This window comes from Legionella taurinensis, from assembly GCF_900452865.1.
Taxonomy (GTDB): domain Bacteria; phylum Pseudomonadota; class Gammaproteobacteria; order Legionellales; family Legionellaceae; genus Legionella_C; species Legionella_C taurinensis.
The window spans coordinates 184,965-206,733 of the sequence record NZ_UGOZ01000001.1 but is presented as its reverse complement, the minus strand read 5'-3'; the positions used below and the strand labels follow the sequence as shown (position 1 = coordinate 206,733).

The window sequence follows — 21,769 nt, the reverse complement described above, 5'->3', positions numbered from 1 at the left end:
TTCTCAGAGTCATTGGGCGTTCTGGCGTTTCTGTGGGGAAGCACTGTGACTATATCATTTGGCAGGAAAGACTGGCCTCACCTCTTTCGGTTATAACCTTACCCTAAACGGTGCAGGACTTCTAATCACCTGTTGACGAGGCAGTCAAATTAAATTCAGTACAACTCAGGTTTAACTTTTGTACTTTGTTTGTTCAATCTCTTCCGTTCCTTCTTGAGGCCCTTGTTTGATTTTATTGTACTCTTCTTTCAAACTGGAGATAAATTTTTGAGTGGAAGTCGACTCTGAGCTAAATTCAGCCTTGAAAAAATTTCTATGTTGCGAAAGGACCTCACTAACCGAAACTTCTTTTTTGGTTTTTGTATTCCTAAATCGAAGACTGTTTTCCCACGTGTGGATCACATCATGAATACTGGTTTTATCCAGATCAGCATTCAGTATTTCTTCTTTTAATTTCTCCAGAGCTACAATTTTGGATTTAGGGCTACTGAGAAAGAAATTCCGCTTACTTTTTTCGAGACGAGCAATTTCTTCGTCAATTTGTTTAATTACTTTGCTAGAAGGATCTTTCTGAAGATGCGTTTTGATTTCATCATCGTACTGCTTTGCATCCATGTTTTTTTTATCTACATGAATCGTTGTAATAGGGACAGCTGGTTTTTTTTCAGACTTATACTTTTCACAACTCTCAATTACTTTGGGATGATCATCCGCAATAATGATACTGCTAACCCATCCCGGCTTATTCATCATAAAGGCTTCTAGCATTAGCCCTTTTGAATGGCTATATCCTGAATGTAAAGCACGCTGATCACCCAATAGTTTTGCTACATCGCCCCTAAAATTCATATTGTGAGATAAATGAAACCCTGATCCTGCCTGACGTCCTTCTTGAATATCAGATTCATAAACGGTCTTAGCCTCCTCAAATGCACCGCCCATTGTCATTTGATTCAACGGTCTTTCTAGAGAGTCTTTATACGAAGAGAATTTTTTTCTGATTTCATCATCGGCTAAAATAGAATCGAAATCATCGCCACTTAATTTTTTAGTCGCAAATTTAGGCGAACTCAATGTTGTCATAAAATCGTTTGCTTGCTGGCCCTCGATTTCTCTGGTTTCTTTACTATCCAAATTTGTCCATGTCAAATCTAAAGGAGTAATAAACCCATGGACCCGGAAACCTTGACCTTCGAGTCGTTCCTTTAGTTTTAGACGCTCCTCGATCGAGCTAGTTTTGAAAGTCATATCAGTAAATAAGTAGATATCCTTAACACCATTATTTTTTAAACTTTCAAGCAAGGCTGTGTTCAGTTCTTGTTCGATTAATACAGTATCATCAACATCAAGTAAGGCTACGGGACGAGTCATTTTTAACTACCTATTTTCTTTATACCCGTATAAGTATAACAAATATACATTGCGTTTCATAATCATTCAGGCTTGATATTTCAAAAAACTGCGAGGCTTCTTGAACAGCCATCGATCATCGTCCAAAGGCAGTGTAACTCCTTGATTAATAGTGGCTTATGATATTGGTATTTGGCTGTGGGGGGCGAAGGAAGATCGAACCGGCGATTTTTAACTTATTGATAAATTTAACGTTTAATTGGGGACCTGTTTTTAGGTGAGTTTTGAAACCACAGGGTTGCAAGACAACTTAACCAAGTGAAAACAGATCCAACGATAGGAATATTCCTACCACATGCATTCATCCATGAGGTAAATTTTAAAATAAATCACGAAAAAGCGCACAAGCCTTCTGATGAATCCCGGGACTATTCGATTCCCTGGGCCCACCAATATTTAATACCCGAATATCATTCTCATTTATCCAGGCTTTTATTCTTTGCACAGCCTCATGCTGACTATCCACACTCACAATTAACCGAGGCTTCTTTTGCAGATCCGCATCCTCAATGGTTAATTTCGTGCCATCCTTTACTCTTTCAGGTAAAGGCCAGCTTGGCACAATAATTAACGTTCCATCCGAATCACGAATATTTAATTTCGTTCTTTCATCAGGATCGCTGGTAGTTGCTTCTTTTAGTGCGGGGAATTGTTTTAAGACGTTAACGCCATTCTCATCAAGTCCTCCTTTAGGACACCAGCCGCCAATTTCAATGCCCATTTCTGTAGCGACTAATAACGCGGCTTGATCAACGCCTGTTTGTCCACCTGACACAATTTTTTTAATCATGCTGGCTTCCCTGCAGTAATTTTGCTTTCAGAAATAAATCATTACAATGCTCTTCCATAACCCCACCCACCAACTCTACCTCATAAAAATTGGGAGTACTGGTTAAAATTTCCTTTGCACCGATTTGAATCTGCCTACCAAATAAATCATGCAAAAAAGAAATGGAAGACCCATAAACTATTTTTGGGATCATTGCCCAATAAGCAGCAGCCGCACACATGGGGCAAGGTTCAGCCGTGCTGTAAAGGCTTAGCTTGCTCCGATCGCCATCAAATCCATTACTAAATAAGGTATGGATAACCGCTAACTCACCGTGCATTAAAGGATGATTATTCGCTGAGTTAACCGATCTAAGAAGAATCTCACGATCATCATAAACAATAATCGCCCCATACGGTGCCATAGGGTTAGACTTGGCAACCTCGATCGTTTCCTTCATGAAAGGATAGACATGGGGCTCAAGGGTTATTTTTGCAGTTAATGTATACATTCAGGATATCGTCCAGTTCACGATTGGAGTAGTCATTTAGGGTAAATAGTGCCGCCAGGGTGTCGCACGATAGGATGGAGCCGATTGGGCGCTATTTTAGTTTCTATTATTGAAAAACTACAACCATACAAAGCCTGATTATCGAAGTAATCCCCGCTCCCTCTCTATACGCCAGCTATCCACCGTGTCTAATAGAAACTGGCTTAATGGCTCAGGGTTCACTTCAATTGCTGGACACACGGGGTTCTAGCCGGTAACCTCAGAAATAGGGATTTTATCCCTTTGAGTCACTTTTTGCGACAGAACCCCTTTACTCTCTTTTACAATAAAGCCATTTTTACATCACAAGACATGGTTCCTTTTGATTTTCTTGGAAGGACACTTCTTTAGAAGAACCTATTTGACCTGAAATAAAATTGAGATTACCCACATCCGTTACGACATACTCAACTGTTTTATCACTCAAACCCAAAAAAGAAAAACTGGGAGCTATCTGTTCCCTTATAATTGGACTCTCAATAGAGTTTTTAAGTGTTACATGAAAAACAACGGACCTATGATCTACTGTAGCAAATTCTCCATATGCGGTGAGCCCAGCATATTCTTGCGCTTCTTTCTGCGTGCGAAACAATTTTATTTCACCACTCTGAGGTACTGCTTTTTTTATCTCAGAGTCTGGAATTGATTTTCGTGCTTTAGGATAAGGGTATCCTTTGTCAAAGATAGTGGATGACTCCGACACCTTTATCATTGGCCCTATTGCATAATAATCAGCTGTATCAGGCAATGTTTTTAGATTTTGAGACTCAGGATAAGCAGGTAATATATTGTTTTCTGTCCTAGTTCCAAAGAATTTGATTAACTTGTAGTTTGTTGCTGAAGTCATTGACATATTCTTTAAATTTGTTGGTTCAAGATAAGTACATACTTCTTCTTTAATTTCATCTGGTAGATTACCGAACATAAACATTCCCTTTACAAATTGATTAATGGAAATACAATTGTACCGATAAATGATGGTTCTGTCGAAAATTTTATACAAAGTTAAAGTCGGCCTTAATCGGGACGTGGCTATGCTGCAAGGTCATAAAATTGTTTTCAAGCAGGCATATCCTTGCACCAATTTGAATCTGTCTACCAAATAATTCATGCAAAACGAAATTGAAGATCCATAAACTATTTTTGGGATCATTGCCCAATAGGCAGCAGCGGCACATGGGACAAGGTTCAGCCGTGCGGTAAAGGTTAGTTTGCTCAGATCGCCAGCAAATCCATTACTAAATAAGCGATGAATAACCGATAGCTCACCGTGTAACCATAGGTAAATTAATCCAGGAATTTCTGGAAGATGCTAAATTAACAAAAGAAGCAAGTACTTATCGCGGCTATAAAAAAATTTGCGATGGGCATCTTTTACCGATGTTTGAAAAAACTGAAATACTCAATCTACAACCGGCTGTTATCCGGAAATAGATACAACCGTTACATTGCACCACAAAAACCGTTTCAAATATTTTAATTCCTTTAAGAGCCGTCATTGAACAGGCCTTGGTTGATCAGTACATTAAGAAAACCGATTAAACAGTATTATTATCGATAAGCTCCTCAGCAAAGACACCAAACGCAGCGATTACAAGCCCGATCCTTTCAGTGTTAATGAAATAAATGCCATTCTGAATTCGTCAAGGAATTTATTTCAATTTGCCTTTTTTACCGGTTTACGTATTTCTGAATTGATTGGATTACGCTGGACAGACATCGACTGGAATAACCAATTAATGAGTATTGAAGAAACTATTGTTGCAAAAGAATTGAAAGGCCCGAAAACGGAGGCCGGTAAGCGTGAAATACTTCTCCTTTCCTCTGCCTTGGAAGCACTGGAAAGACAGAAAGAATTCACCGGTTTAAAAAAAGCAGGGTGTTCCATAACCTCCTGTAAACAGAGGAACTGGGTAATGTATCGAAAGCTTGTAAAGTGATGGGCTTGTCTCGAGATACATTTTATCGCTATAAATCAGCTGTAGAGTCTGGTGGAGTTGATGCATTATTGGATCAAAATCGCCGTAAACCTAATCACAAGAATCGAGTTGAAGAGTCTATTGAGATTGCTGTAAAAGCATATGCCATAGAATATCCTGCTCATAGCCAACAGCGCACAAGCAATGAACTACGCAAGAAAGGAGTATTTGTATCAGGGAGCGGTGTTCGAAGTGTATGGCTTAGACATAATTTAGCCAATTTTAAAGACCGATTAAAAGCACTAGAAGCAAAGATAGCATCGGAAGGTATTCTTCTTACAGAGGCCCAAATAGCAGCTTTAGAGAGGAAAAAGTACGATGATGAGGCCTGCGGTGAAATTGAAACAGCTCACCCTGGTTATCTTGGTTCACAAGATACCTTTTATGTTGGAACGCTCAAAGGGGTTGGCAGGATTTACCAACAGACATTTGTGGATACGTATAGCAAAGTAGCTTTTGCTAAGCTGTATACCACTAAAACACCAATTACCTCAGCTGATATTCTCAATGACAAAGTATTACCATTCTTCGAACAGCAACAATTACCTATGTTGCGAATTTTAACCGATCGCGGCACAGAATATTGTGGGAAGGTGGAACAGCATGATTATCAGCTTTATTTGGCTATAAACAATATAGAGCACACCAAAACCAAGGTGCAATCACCACAAACTAATGGCATTTGTGAACGCTTCCATAAAACTATTTTACAAGAGTTTTATCAGGTCACATTCCGTAAGAAAATCTATGATGACATAGATGAATTGCAAAAAGATCTGGACGAATGGCTTCATTATTATAATAATGAGCGCACCCATCAAGGCAAAATGTGCTGCGGACGAACTCCTATGCTCACTTTGACGGATGGAAAACAAATCTGGAAGGAAAAATTTATAAACTAAATTTGACCTGACAGACACTTCTGAAAAACTGGCAACTGTCAGATCAAGTTTGAACTACTACAAATTAGTTTTCAATGACAAGAAAACAGATCAGGTACTTCGAAATGAGGTTCTGATTGGAAAGAATGTATATGTATAAGTTTACTTCTATTTCTTAATTAAAAAAGCTACTATGTCGCTGATTTAAAATAATATTTTTAAGTTAAGGATTTTATATGTTTTTTGAAACCTCACTTTTTACAAGAATACCAAAATCCGATTGGGAAAATGATTACTGTACTTTTCTCAATACCAAAACAGGTCCTGTTGGACATTACATAGAATATAAAACTATGACGTGGTCAACCAAATTTGTACACTCCAGTTAAGCCACTTTTTTCAATAGCCCCCAATAGTGGTTTTCAAATTGATTTGGGCTTTGATAATCCAAAGACGAATGTAATCTTTGATTGTTATAAAAGATAGTAATGTAATCGAGGATATCCTGCTTTGCCTCCTTCCGGGTTTGATAATTACGCCAATGTACTCGCTCGTCTTTCAAGCGACCGAAAAAACTTTCAGCAACGCTATTGTCCCAGCAGTCACCTTTTTTGCTCATGCTGCCCACTAGACCATATTGATTGAGAAGGTCACGATATTGTTTACTGGCATATTGTGAGCCTCTGTCGGAATGCACAATAAGGCCTGAACTTGGATTTCTCTGCCAAATGGCCATTGTTAATGCATCACAAACCGTATCAGTCTTCATTCTCGAACTCATGTTCCAACCCACTACTTTCCGAGAAAACAAATCAATCACCACGGTCAGGTATAACCAGCCCTCATGGGTTGAGATATAAGTAATATCGGACACATAGGCACGATTGGGCTCATTGACCTGAAACCTCCTGTTTAACACATTATCAAAAACAGGTTGCTTGTGATTGCTGTTTGTTGTCACTTTGTATTTCTTTTTATATCGAACAAAAATACCAGCCTCACGCATCAAACTACGGGTTTTTCTTCGACCAACCGGATAACCAAGAGCATTCAGTGCTTTCCTTATCCTGCGATTTCCATACGAGAACTTGCTGGATTCCGAGATTTTTTTAACCCACTCCAATAGCTCTTGATGTTCTGGTTCATTGTTCGGGTTTGTTTGTTTCCGCTTTTGATAACTATAGTATCCAGAAGGAGTAACGCCCATGAGGTGGCACATCATGCCAACCGGCCAGGTCTTCTTGTGTTGGGCGATAAACGAATATTTTATTTCGCTTCTTTCGCAAAGAAGACCGTGGCTTTTTTTAGTATTTCTTTCTCCATTGTCAGCCTTCTGACTTCTTCTCGTAACTGGCGAATCTCAAGTTGCTCTTCCGTCAATTTACCATTTCCACGAAAAGCATTTTCATTATTCTCTGCTGCCTCTCGAATCCAGCGACTCAAAATATTCGAATTAATTCCCAAGCTCCTGGCAGCGTCTAAACATGCGTATCCTTGTTCAGTTACTAAGCTAACCGCATCCAGTTTAAATTCCTTTGTATATTTTCTTCTTGTAGACATTGTGACCTCCAATTAAGCAAATTATCTCTTAACTGGTATGTCCAAATCAATTGAACCACATCATTGTGGTCATTGCAAAAGTAAGGTAGTTCGTAAAAAAGCTTCTTATATGAGAAAAGTTCATCATGAACTTATAGGGCATCGAAGAAGTATCTTAAGTTTTAAGGCTTATAAATTGTATTGCCACACCTGTAAGCGTTATGGCAATCAACAGTTCCCTGGAATTAATAAGCATCAACGTTCAACATGGCGGCTCCAAGCCGCTGTCTTTCATGAGCATACGCGGGGTGTTTCGCAAAAAGATTTGGCTGAGCAATTCAAAAAAGGTAAGGCCACAATTGAGCGTTGGTATCAAAAACAATACCAAGAGCAACATAAAGAGCTAAGCAATGCATTATGTCCTACAGTCCTTGGGATAGACGAACATTTCTTTAGTCGTAAGCAAGGATTTGCAACAACCTTGTGTGATTTAAAAAAAAGAAAAATATTCGATATTGTAAAAGGCAGGAGCGAGAGTACGCTCAAAAGCTATCTGTCTTCTCTCCCGGGAAAAGAAAGAGTTAAAGTCATTTGTATGGACCTAAGTAGCACCTATCGTTCCATAGTTAAAAAATACTTTCCCAATGCCAAAATAGTCGCAGACCGATTCCATGTCATACGACTATTACAGCATCAATGCATGCTAACCTATCGGGAACTATCAACAAAAATAAAAAGTAATCGGGCTCTTTCTCATTTAAGGGGGCACTTTAATCTAAGTTAGAGTAATCTAACTCCTTGATTTGACGATCAAAAGGAGATTAAAGTGCCGAAGTATGATCTTATCCTAAATTTACCCGGATTTTCTATAAGGAAAGTGAAAGGTTATCAACCATTGTGGTTAGAACTTTCTTATAATCGACTTCCTCGTTGTGGTCATTGCAAAAGTAAGGTAGTTCGTAAAAAAGCTTCTTATATGAGAAAAGTTCATCATGAACTTATAGGGCATCGAAGAAGTATCTTAAGTTTTAAGGCTTATAAATTGTATTGCCACACCTGTAAGCGTTATGGCAATCAACAGTTCCCTGGAATTAATAAGCATCAACGTTCAACATGGCGGCTCCAAGCCGCTGTCTTTCATGAGCATACGCGGGGTGTTTCGCAAAAAGATTTGGCTGAGCAATTCAAAAAAGGTAAGGCCACAATTGAGCGTTGGTATCAAAAACAATACCAAGAGCAACATAAAGAGCTAAGCAATGCATTATGTCCTACAGTCCTTGGGATAGACGAACATTTCTTTAGTCGTAAGCAAGGATTTGCAACAACCTTGTGTGATTTAAAAAAAAGAAAAATATTCGATATTGTAAAAGGCAGGAGCGAGAGTACGCTCAAAAGCTATCTGTCTTCTCTCCCGGGAAAAGAAAGAGTTAAAGTCATTTGTATGGACCTAAGTAGCACCTATCGTTCCATAGTTAAAAAATACTTTCCCAATGCCAAAATAGTCGCAGACCGATTCCATGTCATACGACTATTACAGCATCAATGCATGCTAACCTATCGGGAACTATCAACAAAAATAAAAAGTAATCGCGGCCTATTAGCTCTACTTCGCAAGAAACCCGACAAATTAACCATTCAGCAACTCATTACCAGAGACGCTTTCTTTAAAGAGAATCCCGCTATTGAATCCATCTATCATTTTCAACAAAGTCTTTATGAAATATTAATGAAGAAAACATTAGATAAGCCTCGCTGTCGTCAGCTCATCCCTCAATTCCTGGACATGCTCAACTCACTAAAAAACAGCGCTTTCAAATCATTATGCGCTCTTGGTAAAACCTTAGATTCTTGGAAAGAAGAGATCGTGAGAATGTGGCGATTCAGCAAGTCTAACGGCATTACCGAAGGCTTCCATAGAAAAATGAAATTGATTCAAAGACGAGCCTATGGCTTTAAAAATTTTGAAAATTATAGAACCAGAGTTAGAGTACTATGCTGTTGATTGAGTGCCCCCGTAATTGGGAAAGACCCAGTAATCGCGGCCTATTAGCTCTACTTCGCAAGAAACCCGACAAATTAACCATTCAGCAACTCATTACCAGAGACGCTTTCTTTAAAGAGAATCCCGCTATTGAATCCATCTATCATTTTCAACAAAGTCTTTATGAAATATTAATGAAGAAAACATTAGATAAGCCTCGCTGTCGTCAGCTCATCCCTCAATTCCTGGACATGCTCAACTCACTAAAAAACAGCGCTTTCAAATCATTATGCGCTCTTGGTAAAACCTTAGATTCTTGGAAAGAAGAGATCGTGAGAATGTGGCGATTCAGCAAGTCTAACGGCATTACCGAAGGCTTCCATAGAAAAATGAAATTGATTCAAAGACGAGCCTATGGCTTTAAAAACTTTGAAAATTATAGAACCAGAGTTAGAGTACTATGCTGTTGATTGAGTGCCCCCGTAATTGGGAAAGACCCAAAATTTTGAAAATTATAGAACCAGAGTTAGAGTACTATGCTGTTGATTGAGTGCCCCCGTAATTGGGAAAGACCCGAAAATTATAGAACCAGAGTTAGAGTACTATGCTGTTGATTGAGTGCCCCCGTAATTGGGAAAGACCCAAAAACTTTGAAAATTATAGAACCAGAGTTAGAGTACTATGCTGTTGATTGAGTGCCCCCGTAATTGGGAAAGACCCGAAAATTATAGAACCAGAGTTAGAGTACTATGCTGTTGATTGAGTGCCCCCGTAATTGGGAAAGACCCAGATTTTAGAAGTTTATATGGTGGAGGCGGCGGGAATCGAACCCGCGTCCGCAAATCCTCTGCCGTCAGCTCTACATGCGTAGCCTTGTCTATTCATTTAACTGCTTCCCCTCCGACAGGCAGGATGGTCGGCAGCGATTCCCTAAATTTCGCAATCCTGATTCGGGATGGACCAGGACACTAGCTTGTCTTCTATGACCGCTGAGTCGATACCGGCAAGCAGGCTCGGTCAACGGGACGCTGGTTTTATGGCAGCGCACATGGTAACACTATCGAAGCGGATTAGGCAGCGATAGCACCACCAGCAAAGTTTTCATCGTTTGCATTTATGTTTAGTGAGCCTTATTTACGAGAGATCTCATTCTCGGCATGCACTTCAGGTTTCGCAACCCACGTCGAAGCCAGGTCGCCCCCAATTTGTACACTTACAGTATAACATAAAATCGAAGCGGGATGCCCGCCTCGATTAAAAATTTTGTCTACGTACGAATGCCATTGTGCAACAGCAGGGCATCGATTTTTGCATCCCTTCCGCGGAAGCGGTGGAACGCTTCGCGGGCTTTTTTCGAGCCGCCGACTTCAAGGATATCCTGCAGGAACTTGCGCCCCGTGCTCTCATTAAAAATACCCTCTTCCTCAAACCGGGAATACGCATCACTGGACAACACTTCCGCCCACTTGTAACTGTAATACCCCGCCGCATACCCGCCGGCAAAAATATGGGAAAAGCTATGCTGGAAGCGGTTGTACGGCGCAATCGGCAATACCGTGGTCTGATCCCGGACATCCGCCAAAATGGCGGACACCCAACCGGGCTCATGCCCCTGGTATTCATGATGAATGCGAAAATCAAACAACGAGAACTCAAGCTGGCGCATCATGCCCATGGCGGATTGGAAATTTTTCGCGGCCAACAGCTTGTCATACAGGCTGTCAGGCAAGGTCTCCTGAGTCTCCACATGGCGCGTCAGCAATTTAAGCGCATCCTTTTCCCAACACCAGTTTTCAAAAAACTGACTCGGCAACTCGACCGCATCCCATTCCACCGCATTAATACCCGAAGCCCCCAGGTAATCCACCCGGGTTAACAAATGGTGCAGGCAATGACCCAGCTCATGAAACAGGGTCAGCACTTCGTCATGCGATAACGTGGCCATTTTGTTGCCTGCCGCCTTGGCAAAATTGCAGGTTAAGGTGGCAATCGGCAGCTGAATTTGGCCATTGGCTAAACGCCGGCGGCCCTGCAGCGAATCCATCCAGGCGCCGCCGCGTTTTTGCTGGCGCGCGTACAAATCGACATACACATAGCCTCGGGTCAGATCGTGCTCATCAATCACTCGGTAACACTTCACGTCCTCATGCCAGACATCCACGTTGCTCATGATTTCCATGCGCATGCCATAAAGGCGGTTGACGATGGTGAACATGCCCTTCATCACCGTATCCTCAGGAAAATAGGGCCGCAATTCTTCCTGCGATAAATCATAACGGGCCTTGCGCATTTTTTCAGACACGTAGGCAATGTCCCAGGGATTAAGCGTTGTCATGCCGTGTTCGTTCTCAGCAAAGGTCTTAAGCTCCGTGAACTCTTCTTTCGCCTGTTGACGGGCCCGTTGCGATAAATCCAGCAGAAAATCGACCACCTGCTCCGTCGATTCTGCCATTTTGGTGGCCAGCGACAGCTCCGCGTAATTGGTAAAACCGAGCATCTCGGCTTTTTCGTGCCGCAGCGCCAGGATTTCGTCAATGATGGCGGTATTGTCAAATTGGCCGGCGTTAGGCCCTTCATCCGAGGCACGGGTCACGTAGGCATGATAAAAGGTTTCGCGCAGGCCGCGATCCTCGGCGTAGGTCACCACGGCCAGGTAGCAGGGAAATTCGAGGTTAAGCATCCACCCGTCCATCTGCTTTTCCTGAGCCAGTGCCTTCGCAGTCAGCATCGCATGCTCTGGCAAGCCCCGCAGCAGTTTTTCATCCTTAATGTGCAGGCTGAAAGCCTGTCCAGCGTCGAGTACGTTGTTGTCAAACTGATTGGATAATTCAGACAGTCGCGTTTGTATGGCTTCAAACCGTTGTTTTTTCTCATTGGACAAGGCCACGCCCGACAATTCAAAATCCCTGAGCGTGTCGTCTAAAATTTTCTGCTGCGCCTCGTCGAGTTCACGTTGGTCAATGGCACGAATGGCTTCATACAGCCGTTGGTTCTGGCCGATGGCCGAATCATAAGCCGACAGTTTGGGTAAACAGGCTTGATAACAATCCCGTAGTGACTTTGAATTAACCACCGCATGCAGATGGCCCAACGGCGCCCAGAATTGTTCCAGGGTATCGTCCATTTCCTCAAGCGGGTGCATGAGGTTGTCCCAGGTGAACGTCGTCTGATTCAGCAATTGCTCAATCTGGTCTAAGTGGCGTTGTAACAACTGGTCAAGCTGCGCTGGAAAAGTTTCGAGCTTAATCGCACTGAATTGGGGTAATTGTGGGGTTGCCATGGCCTGTTCTCTCATAAGCAAATAAGGCAAGCATAGCATTGAAAATCCGTTAGCTCCATGGCAGGCGGCGCGATTCAGCTGGTGACCAATCCTTCAGGCGGCGGCAGCGCGTTCACGTCGTGCTCAGGGGTTTCAGAAGACTTCTGCGGGACGTCAGGGGAAAACAGCCCCAAGCGGGCCAGTGCTGCCGCATGCGACACGCCCAGTTGCGCCACATTGTCAGCAGGCCGTTGTTTCTCCAATGCCGAAAACGCCAGAAAACCGGCGATGGTGATGGTAACCAGCAGAGCGCCTGCAATCAGCGGTACAAAGGGCCCGAAGGAGGCTAAAAACGGCACGGTTAAGACCATGGCCAAAAACAGGACTGTTGTGTTAGCCACGCTCAGCAAGAGGCGTTTCTTCTCAAACAGAATGCGTGCATCGAGATGCGTAAGGTATCGGCGCGCTTCATCCGCTTCCGCAGGGTTGTCCTGCCGTTCAAGCTGTTCAATACGATGCACATGCTCCTGGCGAAGGCGTTCAAGGCGGCCAAGCTCAATGGATGCCCGAATCGCCGCAAGCAGAATATCATAGGCAAACAACACCGTGGTCATGTAGGCTCCCACCGGCGCGAGCGGCCCCACCAGCACAAAACAGTTCAGTAATCCGGCAATCAGCCAGACGGAATCATTCCCTAGTTCAAACCAGCGGCGCTGGAAATGCAATTGCAACCGGGTTGAAACACCGAGCGCACGCTCTTCCTTACTCATCCAGCGATCACTCGGATAAAAGTGCTTGCCCATCACCAGCATGTTAGCGGCCAGACGCGGAATAAAAAACAGCCAGGATAAATAACTGAGTGCCGGATTAACGAATTTGGTGACGGGTTTAATGTCTTCAGCCCGCTTAAGCAACTGAGCAATCGCATCAACAAAACGCTTGGAACGCACCACAAAAAGCCTGAGCCAATTGGATTTTGCGGTCACGGTGCGTACTTTCTGGGTGAAGGTATCGGGTTCGACCTTTTCGCTTAGCGTGGCGAACTGAAACCCGCGAGCCTTGAGCAATTTCTGATAAAAAAGCTGATCTTTGCGTAAGCGTTCGACTTCACGTGGAACATTCAGATAATAACGGTAAAGATGAGCCAGCAATTCCGACATCATCAAGGCGCTCGCGACCTGTTCGGTAATCTCATCAAGATCGGCATCTTTTCTCAGCAAGTCAGACGACAATTGCGCGCAAAGCACACTGTATTCAATAGTAAGCACCAGATGCTTCTTAAGCAGTGGACGGAAAAAAGAAACCGATTGCTGGTTTAAATAGTCACTGAATGGCCAGATTTCGCCATGCGGATTGGGCAATAGCGGCAGGGTTTTCATCATGGTTTGCAAACGATACATGAGTGCGGTCATACACTACCTTGTTCGAATATGCTGGTCACAAAATTGTCCATTGAGTGAAATTTTTGCAAAAATTTGCGCATTGTAATGCATTTTCATCAATAAAAAAACACTTTGCCATGCCCCTCTGGCCGTTTTGTTCATGGCAAAATGCAGGCCAATAATCCTAAAAAGTCAGATTAAACTGCTTTTTAACTTCTTCCAAGCTGTTTAAGCACATTTTTTAAGCAAGAGCGCACCGAAAGCAACTTGCTGATTAGCGGCTTCTGAGCGACAATACGCCCACTTCGATCAGCGATTTAAAGAGAGCGCATGAGTTTTTCAAATGAACTGGCCAATGCCATCCGCTTCTTAAGCATCGACGCCGTGGAACAGGCGCAGTCAGGGCATCCCGGCATGCCACTTGGCATGGCGGACATCGCCTATGTTCTCTGGCATAAATTTTTAAAGCACAACCCGCAGAATCCGCACTGGTTCGACAGGGATCGCTTCGTTCTCTCCAACGGCCACGGCTCCATGCTGCTTTATTCGCTGCTGCATCTAACCGGTTATAAGCTCAGTATCGACGACTTAAAAAATTTCCGTCAACTGCATTCAAAAACGCCGGGACACCCGGAGCGGGAAGATACGCCGGGCGTGGAAACCACCACCGGCCCGCTGGGGCAGGGGCTTGCCAATGCCGTGGGCATGGCAATCGCGGAGAAGACGCTGGCCGCACAGTTTAATCACCCCGGGCATGAATTAGTCAATCATTACACTTACGCTTTTGCCGGCGATGGTTGCCTGATGGAGGGCATTTCTCATGAAGCCTGCTCGCTGGCCGGCACCTTGGGCCTTGGCAAACTGATCGTGTTTTATGATGACAATGGCATTTCCATCGATGGCAAGGTCGAGAACTGGTTTCGCGACGACACGGCCATGCGCTTTAAAGCCTATCACTGGCAAGTCATCGGCCCCATTGACGGGCATGACGAGGCCGCCATTGAAGAGGCCATTCTTGAAGCCCGTGCTGAAACGGCAAAACCCAGTCTGATTATCTGCAAAACGGTCATTGGCTATGGGTCGCCTGTCGCCGGCAGCGAAAAATCACATGGCGCGCCCTTAGGCGCTGCCGGTATTGTCCAGGCCCGCAACGCCTTTCATTGGCCGCACCCGCCTTTCGTCATTCCTGATGCGATTTATGCCGCCTGGGATCACAGCGAAAAAGGCCAGCATGACGAGGATGACTGGATCGCCCGCTGCCAAAGCTACCAGCAACAGCATGCGCAGGATTATTTTGAATTTCTGCGTCGCATCAACGGCGATTTACCTGATCAATGGCCCTCTGTCAGCAACGCCTTTGTTGAGCAATGCCGCCTCAATGACAAGGCGCTGGCCACCCGCAAAAGCTCGCAGCTTTGCCTTGAAGAGTTCAGTAAACTGCTGCCGGAATTATTGGGAGGTTCAGCGGATTTAACCGGCTCAAACAACACGGATTGCTCCAGCAGCCGCCCCATTACCCATGAGCATTTTAACGGCAATTACCTGTTTTACGGCGTTCGCGAGTTCGGCATGGCCGCCATCATGAACGGCCTCGCCCTGCACGGCGGTTTTATCCCTTACGGCGGAACCTTCCTCGTTTTTGCCGACTATGCACGCAATGCCGTGCGCTTAAGCGCTTTAATGAAACAGCGCGTCATTTATGTGTTTACGCATGACTCGGTGGGTTTGGGCGAGGACGGTCCCACGCATCAACCCATCGAACAGGCATCCATGCTTCGCAATACCCCGAACATGCAGGTCTGGCGGCCGGCCGATCTGATGGAAACGGCGGTGGCCTGGCAGCAGGCCATTGAACATCATACCGGCCCGTCGGCGTTGCTGCTGTCGCGCCAGAACCTGCCGGCCTTAGCCCATCAAAGCGATGCCCGCGAACATATTGCTCGCGGCGGGTACGTTCTTATGGATTGCGAGGGAGAGCCTCAGGCTATAATTATAGCGACAGGTTCCGAAGTCCAATTGGCTGTGGCCGCCGCCACCCAGGCCAACAGCCAGGGTCATCGTGTCAGAGTGGTCTCCATGCCCTGCTGTGAGCGCTTTCTTGCCGAAGAGGCTGCCTATCGGGAACAGGTGTTGCCCAAGACTATCCGTAAACGCATTGCCATTGAAGCGGCGGCGACCTCGGATTGGTCTCGTTTTACCGGGCTGGATGGCGTGGTTATCGGCATTGACCGTTTTGGCGTTTCAGCCCCGGCCGCGCAGGCCTTCACGTATTTGGGTATTACCGTTGAGAACCTGTCACACACGCTCAATACCCTGTTAGAAACAGACTCCTGAGGAGTCGTCAGTATTTTGGAGAAGTAAAATGACGATAAAAATTGCTATCAATGGTTATGGGCGTATTGGACGTTGCGTGTTACGAGCCATTTATGAGTACGGCCGTCAGAATGAATTTGATGTCGTGGCCATCAATGATTTGTCCGGGATTGAAACCACAGCCCATCTGACCCGCTATGACTCTACGCATGGCCGTTTTGCCAGCGAAGTCCGCGTCGAAGGCGACAGGCTGTTGATTGACGGCCACCCGATCCGCGTGATTGCCGAGCGTGATCCCAAAGCCTTACCCTGGAAAGAATTGAACGTGGACATCGTGCTGGAGTGCACCGGCCATTTCACCAACCGCGATGCCGCCATGCAGCATGTTGCCGCGGGCGCTAAAAAAGTATTGATTTCTGCACCAGGTAAAAATGCCGACGCCACCATCGTTTACGGCGTTAACCACCAGACATTGCAGGCCACTGACATTATCGTGTCCAATGCCTCCTGCACCACCAACTGTTTAGCCCCCGTGGTTAAGCCGCTGCACGATGCCATTGGCATCGATCATGGTCTGTTGAACACCGTGCATGCCTATACCAAGGATCAGATGCTGTTAGACGGCAGTCACAACGACCTGCGCCGCGCCCGCTCCGCCACCCAATCCATCATCCCGACCAAAACCGGCGCTGCCGCTGCCGTGGGGCTGGTGTTGCCGGAGCTGGCTGGCAAACTCGATGGCTTTGCCATGCGCGTTCCGACTTTGAATGTGTCCGTGATTGATTTCACCTTCACTCCCTTGCGCGAAACGACAGTGAGCGAAGTCAATGACATCGTGCGCCGTGCCAAAAGCGACATCCTGCACATCAGCGATGACCCGTTGGTGTCTTGCGATTTCAATCATTACCCGGCCTCTGCCGTGTTTGATACCACCCAGACCAAAGTCTTGGGTAACCTGGTTAAAGTGGTCGCCTGGTATGACAACGAATGGGGCTTCTCTAACCGCATGCTCGATACCGCCAGTTGCATGATGAATCGTTAAGGACAGGATGATGAATTTAATCAAGATGCGTGATTTGGATCTGCGCGGCAAACGGGTATTAATCCGCGAAGATTTAAACGTTCCCATCAAAGATGGACTGATTACCAGCGATCAACGCCTGCAAGCCGCTTTGCCTACCCTCAAAGCCGCCCTGGAAGCGGGCGCTGCTGTCATTGTCCTGTCCCATCTGGGACGGCCGGACGAAGGGAAATTTGACAAACGTTTTTCATTGGAGCCTGTCGCACACTACCTGGATCAACATCTTGATTACCCTGTTCGCTTTGTCAGTGACTACCTCAACGGGGTAGAGGTAAAGCCGGGTGAACTCGTGATCTGCGAGAATGTCCGCTTCAATGTCGGCGAGACAGGCTATGATCACGTGCTGGCTAAAAAACTGGCCGCCTTGTGCGATATTTTTATCATGGATGCTTTTGGAACAGCGCACCGTGCACACGCGTCGACCTATGGCGTGGCGCAATACGCCCCCGTGGCGGCTGCCGGCCCTCTGCTGGTGAGTGAGCTTGAGGCGTTGGAACATGTGCTTAAAGATCCCAAAAAGCCCATCGTGGCCATTGTGGGGGGATCCAAAGTATCGACCAAACTGTCCCTGCTCCGTGAATTGGTGGGCTTAGTCGATCATTTGATTTTGGGCGGCGGTCTCGTCAATACCTTTTTAAAAGCGCAGGGCTATGAAATAGGCATGTCCCTGTACGAAGAATCCCTTCTGGATGAAGCACGTACCGTCCTGGCCCTGGCGGAAGCCAAAGGCTGCAACATTCCCCTGCCGACGGATGTCGTGGTGGGCAAATCATTCAGTGACAATTGCCCGGCATTCAACAAATCTTTAAACGGCGTCGCGACTGACGACATGATCATGGACATTGGTCCGGATACCATCAGCCATTATGTCGACATCATTGAAGAAGCAGAGACCATTATCTGGAATGGACCTCTCGGCGTTTTTGAATTCCCGCAGTTTGCTTATGGAACCCGGGCCGTTGCCATCGCCATCGCTGACAGCAACGCCTTTTCCATTGCCGGTGGCGGTGATACCCTGGCTGCCATTGATTTGTATGATCTCAATGAGCAGATTTCCTATATATCCACAGGAGGTGGAGCTTTTCTGGAATATCTCGAAGGCAAAACCTTACCTGCCGTAGCTATTCTGGAAGAGCGTGCCCATGAACCGTCGAACTAAAATCGTTGCCACCCTAGGCCCTGCCTGCAGTCAACCCGACACCCTGCGCGCCATCATTGCCGCAGGGGTCGATGTTTTCCGCGTGAATTTTTCACACGCTGACAAGAGCGTACTGGATACCATCAAACAAGCCAAAACCATTGCCTCTGAACTGGAGCGTCCCATTGCTGTGATGGCGGATCTGCAGGGGCCCAAGCTTCGCATCGGCCGTTTTGAACACAACCACATTACGTTAGTCAATGGCCAATCCTTCATTTTAGACTGCGCCAACAAAGCTCTGGGCAATGAACAAGGGGTCAGTGTCGCCTATGAAAACCTGTGTTATGAAGTGAGGCCTGGCGATTTGCTGCTGCTGGATGACGGCATGATCGAACTCAAAGTCACGTCGGTCGCTCCACCGCAAATCGTTTGCGAGGTGCTGGAAGGCGGCGTGCTTAAAAACAACAAGGGTTTAAACCGCCGCGGCGGCGGTCTGGCAGCTAAAGCTTTAACTGACAAGGATCGCGACGACATGCGTATTGCTGTCAGTATTGATATCGATTACCTGACGCTGTCGTTTGTCAAAGACAGGCATGACATTCAGGAAGCCAGGCAGTTATTGGCCGACTTTGGCGCACCGGACGTCCCCATTATCGCCAAAATTGAACGCACCGAAGCCTTGCATAATCTCACTGAAATCATCAATGCGGCCGATGCCGTCATGGTGGCACGCGGCGACCTGGGTGTGGAAGTGGGTGCAGCCGAAGTGCCGGCCATTCAGAAGCGCATCATTGAGCAGGCCAGACGGCTCGATAAAGTAGTAATTACCGCCACGCAAATGATGGAATCGATGATCACCCACCCGCAGCCGACCAGGGCTGAAGTGTCGGATGTGGCCAATGCCATCCTCGATGGTACCGATGCCGTCATGTTGTCTGCGGAAACGGCAACGGGCAAATTTCCCGTCAAGGTGGTCACCATGATGGAAAAAATCTGCTTAAGCTCGGAAAAGCACACCTCCTTTTTGTACACAGCGGACAAAGAAACCTGCCATTATCACCGCGCCGATCAGGCCATTGCCATGGCGACCATGCACGCCGCCAATCACTTCCCCATTAAAGCGATCATTGCCATGACGGAATCAGGCGCCAGCGCCATCTGGATGTCGCGTCAATTCAGCAATGTCCCCATTTATGCGGTCACAGCCAATGAACGCACCGTGGGTAAACTGTGCCTGGTGAATAATGTCTTTCCTATTCTCTTGCCTTACCACAACATCCCTGTCCAGGAAGTGAATGCCTGGGTCGTCAATCAGCTAAAGCACAAATCCCTGCTTAAAGCCCATGGGTATGTGTTGTTGACCCGCGGCAGTACCATCGGGAAGGCGGGAGGAACTAACTGCATGGAAATCGTTCAGCTATGATGCGCATTCATGCCTGAGCCCGGCATATTCGCTTTGCTAATCGAAGCTATGGTATGATCCCGCTTCGATTAGCGTAAACCGTGTAAAGGTGGTGTGTGTTCGATTTCAAACAAGTTCATTTGCAACGTATTGCTGCGCTTTTGTTTGTTTTGAGTATTTTTACCCTGCCGCTTAGCATGACCTTAAAATCCATCGCGTTAATCAGCGGCCTCGTCGTCGCCCTGTTAAGCCCCGACATACGCCGGCAACTGACCAAAATCATCGGCGAACCCTGGTTTTATGGCATCGTCCTCCTGTTTGCCTTAGTCCTTCTAGGCGCGTTCACCGGCATAGCTGACTTAAAAAGCAAGTTGATTTTCATCAACAAGTATTCCAAATTTTTATTTATCCCCTTAATCGCCCTTGCTTTTCAGAATGAGCGCCTTCGTTGGCTCGGGATTCACGCATTCCTTGCGGCAATGACCCTTACCTTGTTTATTTCCTTTTTCAAAGCCTTAGGCTGGGTAACCATGAATCCGGTCAATGATCCCGGGGCGGTGTTTCATAACCACATTGTGACAGGGTTTTACATGGCTTTTGCCGCTTTTTTAAGTGCCAATCTCGCCTTGAGCAATGAAAACACTGCGCTGCGTTTAAGTTACAGCCTGTTGGCCCTGCTGTTCAGTTATCAAACCCTGTTTATTAATACCGGCCGAACAGGCTATGTGATTTACTCCGTCTTACTGGTCCTGTTTTTATGGCAACGCATCCCGACACGTAAAATACCCTTGTATTTCATTATTATTTTACCTTTCGCCCTGCTGGTAGCCTACCACAGCATGGCACTTAACACGGGCTTTAAAGCCATGGTTCATGATGTGCAGAATTACCAGGAAGGGAATAATAAAAATACCTCTGTTGGTTTCAGGCTTCAATTTCACCAGTACGCCAAAAAATTATTTTTAGCCCATCCGATCTGGGGCACAGGCACAGCCGGGTTTACTTACAGTTACCGTCAGGAGCAGCCCATTCCTGCCTGGGGGAAAAACCTGCTGGATCCGCATAATCAGTATTGGCTGATGGCGGCAGAATACGGCGTCATTGGCCTTGCTGTGTTATTTTACTTTTTCCTGGCCTTTTTTCACGCCAGCCAACGCTTAAAGGACATGCGGCCGATGATGATCGCCTTGCTTTGCAGCTTCCTCGTCGCCAACCTGTCGGACTCTTTCCTGTTATTTTCCAATACCGGGGATTTTTTGGTCTTTTTTGCAGCCCTTGCCTTGGGCGAGTCTCTGGAAAAAAAACCTTCTCCCTGCGAAAATTCAGTTGTTTCAGGTAGTACGGCATGCTAGTTGTTTTAATGTACCATCGTGTTTCAGATCCTTCACTGCCAGGTCGCGTCCAGTCTTTCCAGCAGCATTTAAAGCAATTGGTTGGACAATACCCGGTTGTGATTCCCGGAGATCCACTGGACAGGCAGCGAGTCAACCTTTGCCTGACCTTTGACGATGCCTATTATGATTTTTACCGCGACGTGTTCCCTTTGCTGAAACAGTACCAAATCAAAGCGGTGCTGGCTATTCCAGTAGGCCTTATTCTGGAAGACACGACACTCGATGACGCAACCCGTCTTGGCGTGCCTTATGCAGAGGCCATGGCGTCTTATCAAAGCCATGCCACTTTGTGTACCTGGAAAGAAATTAACGAGATGGTTTCCTCCGGCCTGGTTATACCGGCAGTCCACGGCATGACCCATCAGCATTTGACAGCCGAAGACATCTGCCTTGAAACCGAGGTGGTTGCCGCCAAACACCGGCTTCAGCAACAAACCGGTTACACACCAGACACCTTCATCTACCCTTATGGCAGCATGAATAGCCGCGTCAACCGTCTCGTTAAAAGGCATTACCCTTACCGCATGCGCATCGGATCCGCATCCAATTGGAACTGGCATAATGCTCACGGACTTATCTACCGCATCAATGCTGAGGAATTCTGGCCTGACAATAAACCGCTGCTGTCAACTTCGCACCGTGTTTATTTAGGGGCACGATGTCTGTTCAACACCCTGCGCTTTAAATAACC

The 21,769-nt window shown here is 46.0% G+C and carries 16 protein-coding genes, 1 other RNA gene and 3 pseudogenes; 12 read left to right on the top strand and 8 right to left on the bottom strand.

The features are described from left to right. Positions 1–171 precede the first annotated feature (171 nt). The 4 genes from DYE45_RS00975 to DYE45_RS00960 form a co-directional block, all read right to left on the bottom strand. Positions 172–1,371, bottom strand: a complete 1,200-nt coding sequence (locus DYE45_RS00975) for a hypothetical protein (RefSeq protein ID WP_115300269.1) — start codon at positions 1,369–1,371, stop codon at positions 172–174. Positions 1,372–1,729: 358 nt separating this feature from the next. Further along, positions 1,730–2,200 (bottom strand): putative molybdenum carrier protein, encoded by a 471-nt coding sequence (locus tag DYE45_RS00970; RefSeq protein WP_115300268.1) that lies wholly within the window; start codon positions 2,198–2,200, stop codon positions 1,730–1,732. Further along, positions 2,193–2,639 (bottom strand): nucleoside deaminase, encoded by a 447-nt coding sequence (locus tag DYE45_RS00965; protein WP_242602646.1) that lies wholly within the window; start codon positions 2,637–2,639, stop codon positions 2,193–2,195. The genes DYE45_RS00970 and DYE45_RS00965 overlap by 8 nt, the downstream gene beginning before the upstream one ends. Before the next feature lie 388 nt (positions 2,640–3,027). Then, positions 3,028–3,654: a hypothetical protein gene (locus tag DYE45_RS00960; protein ID WP_108294867.1), complete on the bottom strand. Its 627-nt coding sequence runs from the start codon at positions 3,652–3,654 to the stop codon at positions 3,028–3,030. A 335-nt stretch (positions 3,655–3,989) separates the two neighbouring features. Between DYE45_RS00960 and DYE45_RS14980 the strand changes: the two genes are divergently transcribed. The 3 genes and pseudogenes from DYE45_RS14980 to DYE45_RS00940 form a co-directional block, all read left to right on the top strand. Beyond that, on the top strand, positions 3,990–4,163 hold the full coding sequence (locus DYE45_RS14980; protein WP_115301044.1) for a tyrosine-type recombinase/integrase: 174 nt from the start codon (positions 3,990–3,992) through the stop codon (positions 4,161–4,163). A gap of 113 nt (positions 4,164–4,276) precedes the next feature. After that, positions 4,277–4,669, top strand: coding sequence for a tyrosine-type recombinase/integrase (locus DYE45_RS00945; protein WP_115300267.1), 393 nt, complete (start codon positions 4,277–4,279; stop codon positions 4,667–4,669). Continuing rightward, a pseudogene (locus DYE45_RS00940) lies at positions 4,639–5,598 on the top strand (IS481 family transposase); the annotation flags it as partial. The gene DYE45_RS00945 and the pseudogene DYE45_RS00940, both read left to right, overlap by 31 nt. Before the next feature lie 376 nt (positions 5,599–5,974). Here the strand turns inward: DYE45_RS00940 and DYE45_RS00935 are convergent. Next, positions 5,975–7,149, bottom strand: a protein-coding gene (locus tag DYE45_RS00935; protein WP_108349036.1) for an IS3 family transposase whose coding sequence is annotated in 2 segments (ribosomal slippage) — positions 5,975–6,897 and positions 6,897–7,149 — 1,176 coding nt in all. Because the reading frame shifts where the segments join, the coding sequence is not laid out codon by codon here. A gap of 64 nt (positions 7,150–7,213) precedes the next feature. On the opposite strand from DYE45_RS00935, the pseudogene DYE45_RS00930 reads away from it, so the two are divergent. From DYE45_RS00930 to DYE45_RS00920, 3 genes and pseudogenes are all read left to right on the top strand, one after another. Continuing rightward, a pseudogene (locus DYE45_RS00930) lies at positions 7,214–7,879 on the top strand (transposase); the annotation flags it as partial. Positions 7,880–7,954: 75 nt separating this feature from the next. Further along, entirely contained in the window at positions 7,955–9,130 is a 1,176-nt protein-coding gene (locus tag DYE45_RS00925) for an ISL3 family transposase (protein WP_115300265.1), read from the top strand. Positions 9,131–9,159: 29 nt separating this feature from the next. Continuing rightward, positions 9,160–9,579: pseudogene (locus tag DYE45_RS00920) on the top strand (ISL3 family transposase); the annotation flags it as partial. 336 nt (positions 9,580–9,915) lie between these two features. Here the strand turns inward: DYE45_RS00920 and ssrA are convergent. The 3 genes from ssrA to DYE45_RS00905 form a co-directional block, all read right to left on the bottom strand. Continuing rightward, positions 9,916–10,311, bottom strand: a transfer-messenger RNA (tmRNA) gene (ssrA, locus tag DYE45_RS00915). Positions 10,312–10,376: 65 nt separating this feature from the next. Beyond that, on the bottom strand, positions 10,377–12,389 hold the full coding sequence (locus DYE45_RS00910) for a M3 family metallopeptidase (protein WP_115301043.1): 2,013 nt from the start codon (positions 12,387–12,389) through the stop codon (positions 10,377–10,379). A 74-nt stretch (positions 12,390–12,463) separates the two neighbouring features. Then, positions 12,464–13,780, bottom strand: coding sequence for a hypothetical protein (locus DYE45_RS00905; protein ID WP_108291356.1), 1,317 nt, complete (start codon positions 13,778–13,780; stop codon positions 12,464–12,466). A gap of 300 nt (positions 13,781–14,080) precedes the next feature. Between DYE45_RS00905 and tkt the strand changes: the two genes are divergently transcribed. The 6 genes from tkt (at position 14,081) to DYE45_RS00875 (ending at position 21,767) form a co-directional block, all read left to right on the top strand. After that, entirely contained in the window at positions 14,081–16,084 is a 2,004-nt protein-coding gene (tkt, locus tag DYE45_RS00900; protein ID WP_115300264.1) for a transketolase, read from the top strand. A 28-nt stretch (positions 16,085–16,112) separates the two neighbouring features. Next, positions 16,113–17,105: a type I glyceraldehyde-3-phosphate dehydrogenase gene (gene gap, locus DYE45_RS00895; protein WP_108291352.1), complete on the top strand. Its 993-nt coding sequence runs from the start codon at positions 16,113–16,115 to the stop codon at positions 17,103–17,105. Positions 17,106–17,115: 10 nt separating this feature from the next. Continuing rightward, positions 17,116–18,303, top strand: a complete 1,188-nt coding sequence (locus DYE45_RS00890) for a phosphoglycerate kinase (protein WP_108291350.1) — start codon at positions 17,116–17,118, stop codon at positions 18,301–18,303. Next, positions 18,287–19,705 (top strand): pyruvate kinase, encoded by a 1,419-nt coding sequence (pyk, locus tag DYE45_RS00885; RefSeq protein ID WP_108291348.1) that lies wholly within the window; start codon positions 18,287–18,289, stop codon positions 19,703–19,705. Before DYE45_RS00890 ends, pyk begins: the two co-directional genes overlap by 17 nt. 95 nt (positions 19,706–19,800) lie before the next feature. Next, complete coding sequence (locus tag DYE45_RS00880; protein ID WP_115300263.1) at positions 19,801–21,036, top strand: O-antigen ligase family protein; 1,236 nt, start codon at positions 19,801–19,803, stop codon at positions 21,034–21,036. Then, positions 21,030–21,767 carry a polysaccharide deacetylase family protein gene (locus tag DYE45_RS00875; RefSeq protein ID WP_115300262.1) on the top strand — a complete coding sequence of 246 codons (738 nt, stop codon included), beginning with the start codon at positions 21,030–21,032 and terminating at the stop codon, positions 21,765–21,767. The genes DYE45_RS00880 and DYE45_RS00875 overlap by 7 nt, the downstream gene beginning before the upstream one ends. Positions 21,768–21,769 lie beyond the last annotated feature (2 nt).

Coding starts and splice junctions, on each gene's coding strand:
- DYE45_RS00965 (WP_242602646.1), bottom strand. CDS start 2,639: ATGAAGGAAACGATCGAGGTTGCCAAGTCTAACCCTATGGCACCGTAT.
- DYE45_RS00890 (WP_108291350.1), top strand. CDS start 17,116: ATGAATTTAATCAAGATGCGTGATTTGGATCTGCGCGGCAAACGGGTA.
- tkt (WP_115300264.1), top strand. CDS start 14,081: ATGAGTTTTTCAAATGAACTGGCCAATGCCATCCGCTTCTTAAGCATC.
- DYE45_RS00875 (WP_115300262.1), top strand. CDS start 21,030: ATGCTAGTTGTTTTAATGTACCATCGTGTTTCAGATCCTTCACTGCCA.
- gap (WP_108291352.1), top strand. CDS start 16,113: ATGACGATAAAAATTGCTATCAATGGTTATGGGCGTATTGGACGTTGC.
- pyk (WP_108291348.1), top strand. CDS start 18,287: ATGAACCGTCGAACTAAAATCGTTGCCACCCTAGGCCCTGCCTGCAGT.
- DYE45_RS00910 (WP_115301043.1), bottom strand. CDS start 12,389: ATGGCAACCCCACAATTACCCCAATTCAGTGCGATTAAGCTCGAAACT.
- DYE45_RS00905 (WP_108291356.1), bottom strand. CDS start 13,780: ATGACCGCACTCATGTATCGTTTGCAAACCATGATGAAAACCCTGCCG.
- DYE45_RS00975 (WP_115300269.1), bottom strand. CDS start 1,371: ATGACTCGTCCCGTAGCCTTACTTGATGTTGATGATACTGTATTAATC.
- DYE45_RS00960 (WP_108294867.1), bottom strand. CDS start 3,654: ATGTTCGGTAATCTACCAGATGAAATTAAAGAAGAAGTATGTACTTAT.
- DYE45_RS00970 (WP_115300268.1), bottom strand. CDS start 2,200: ATGATTAAAAAAATTGTGTCAGGTGGACAAACAGGCGTTGATCAAGCC.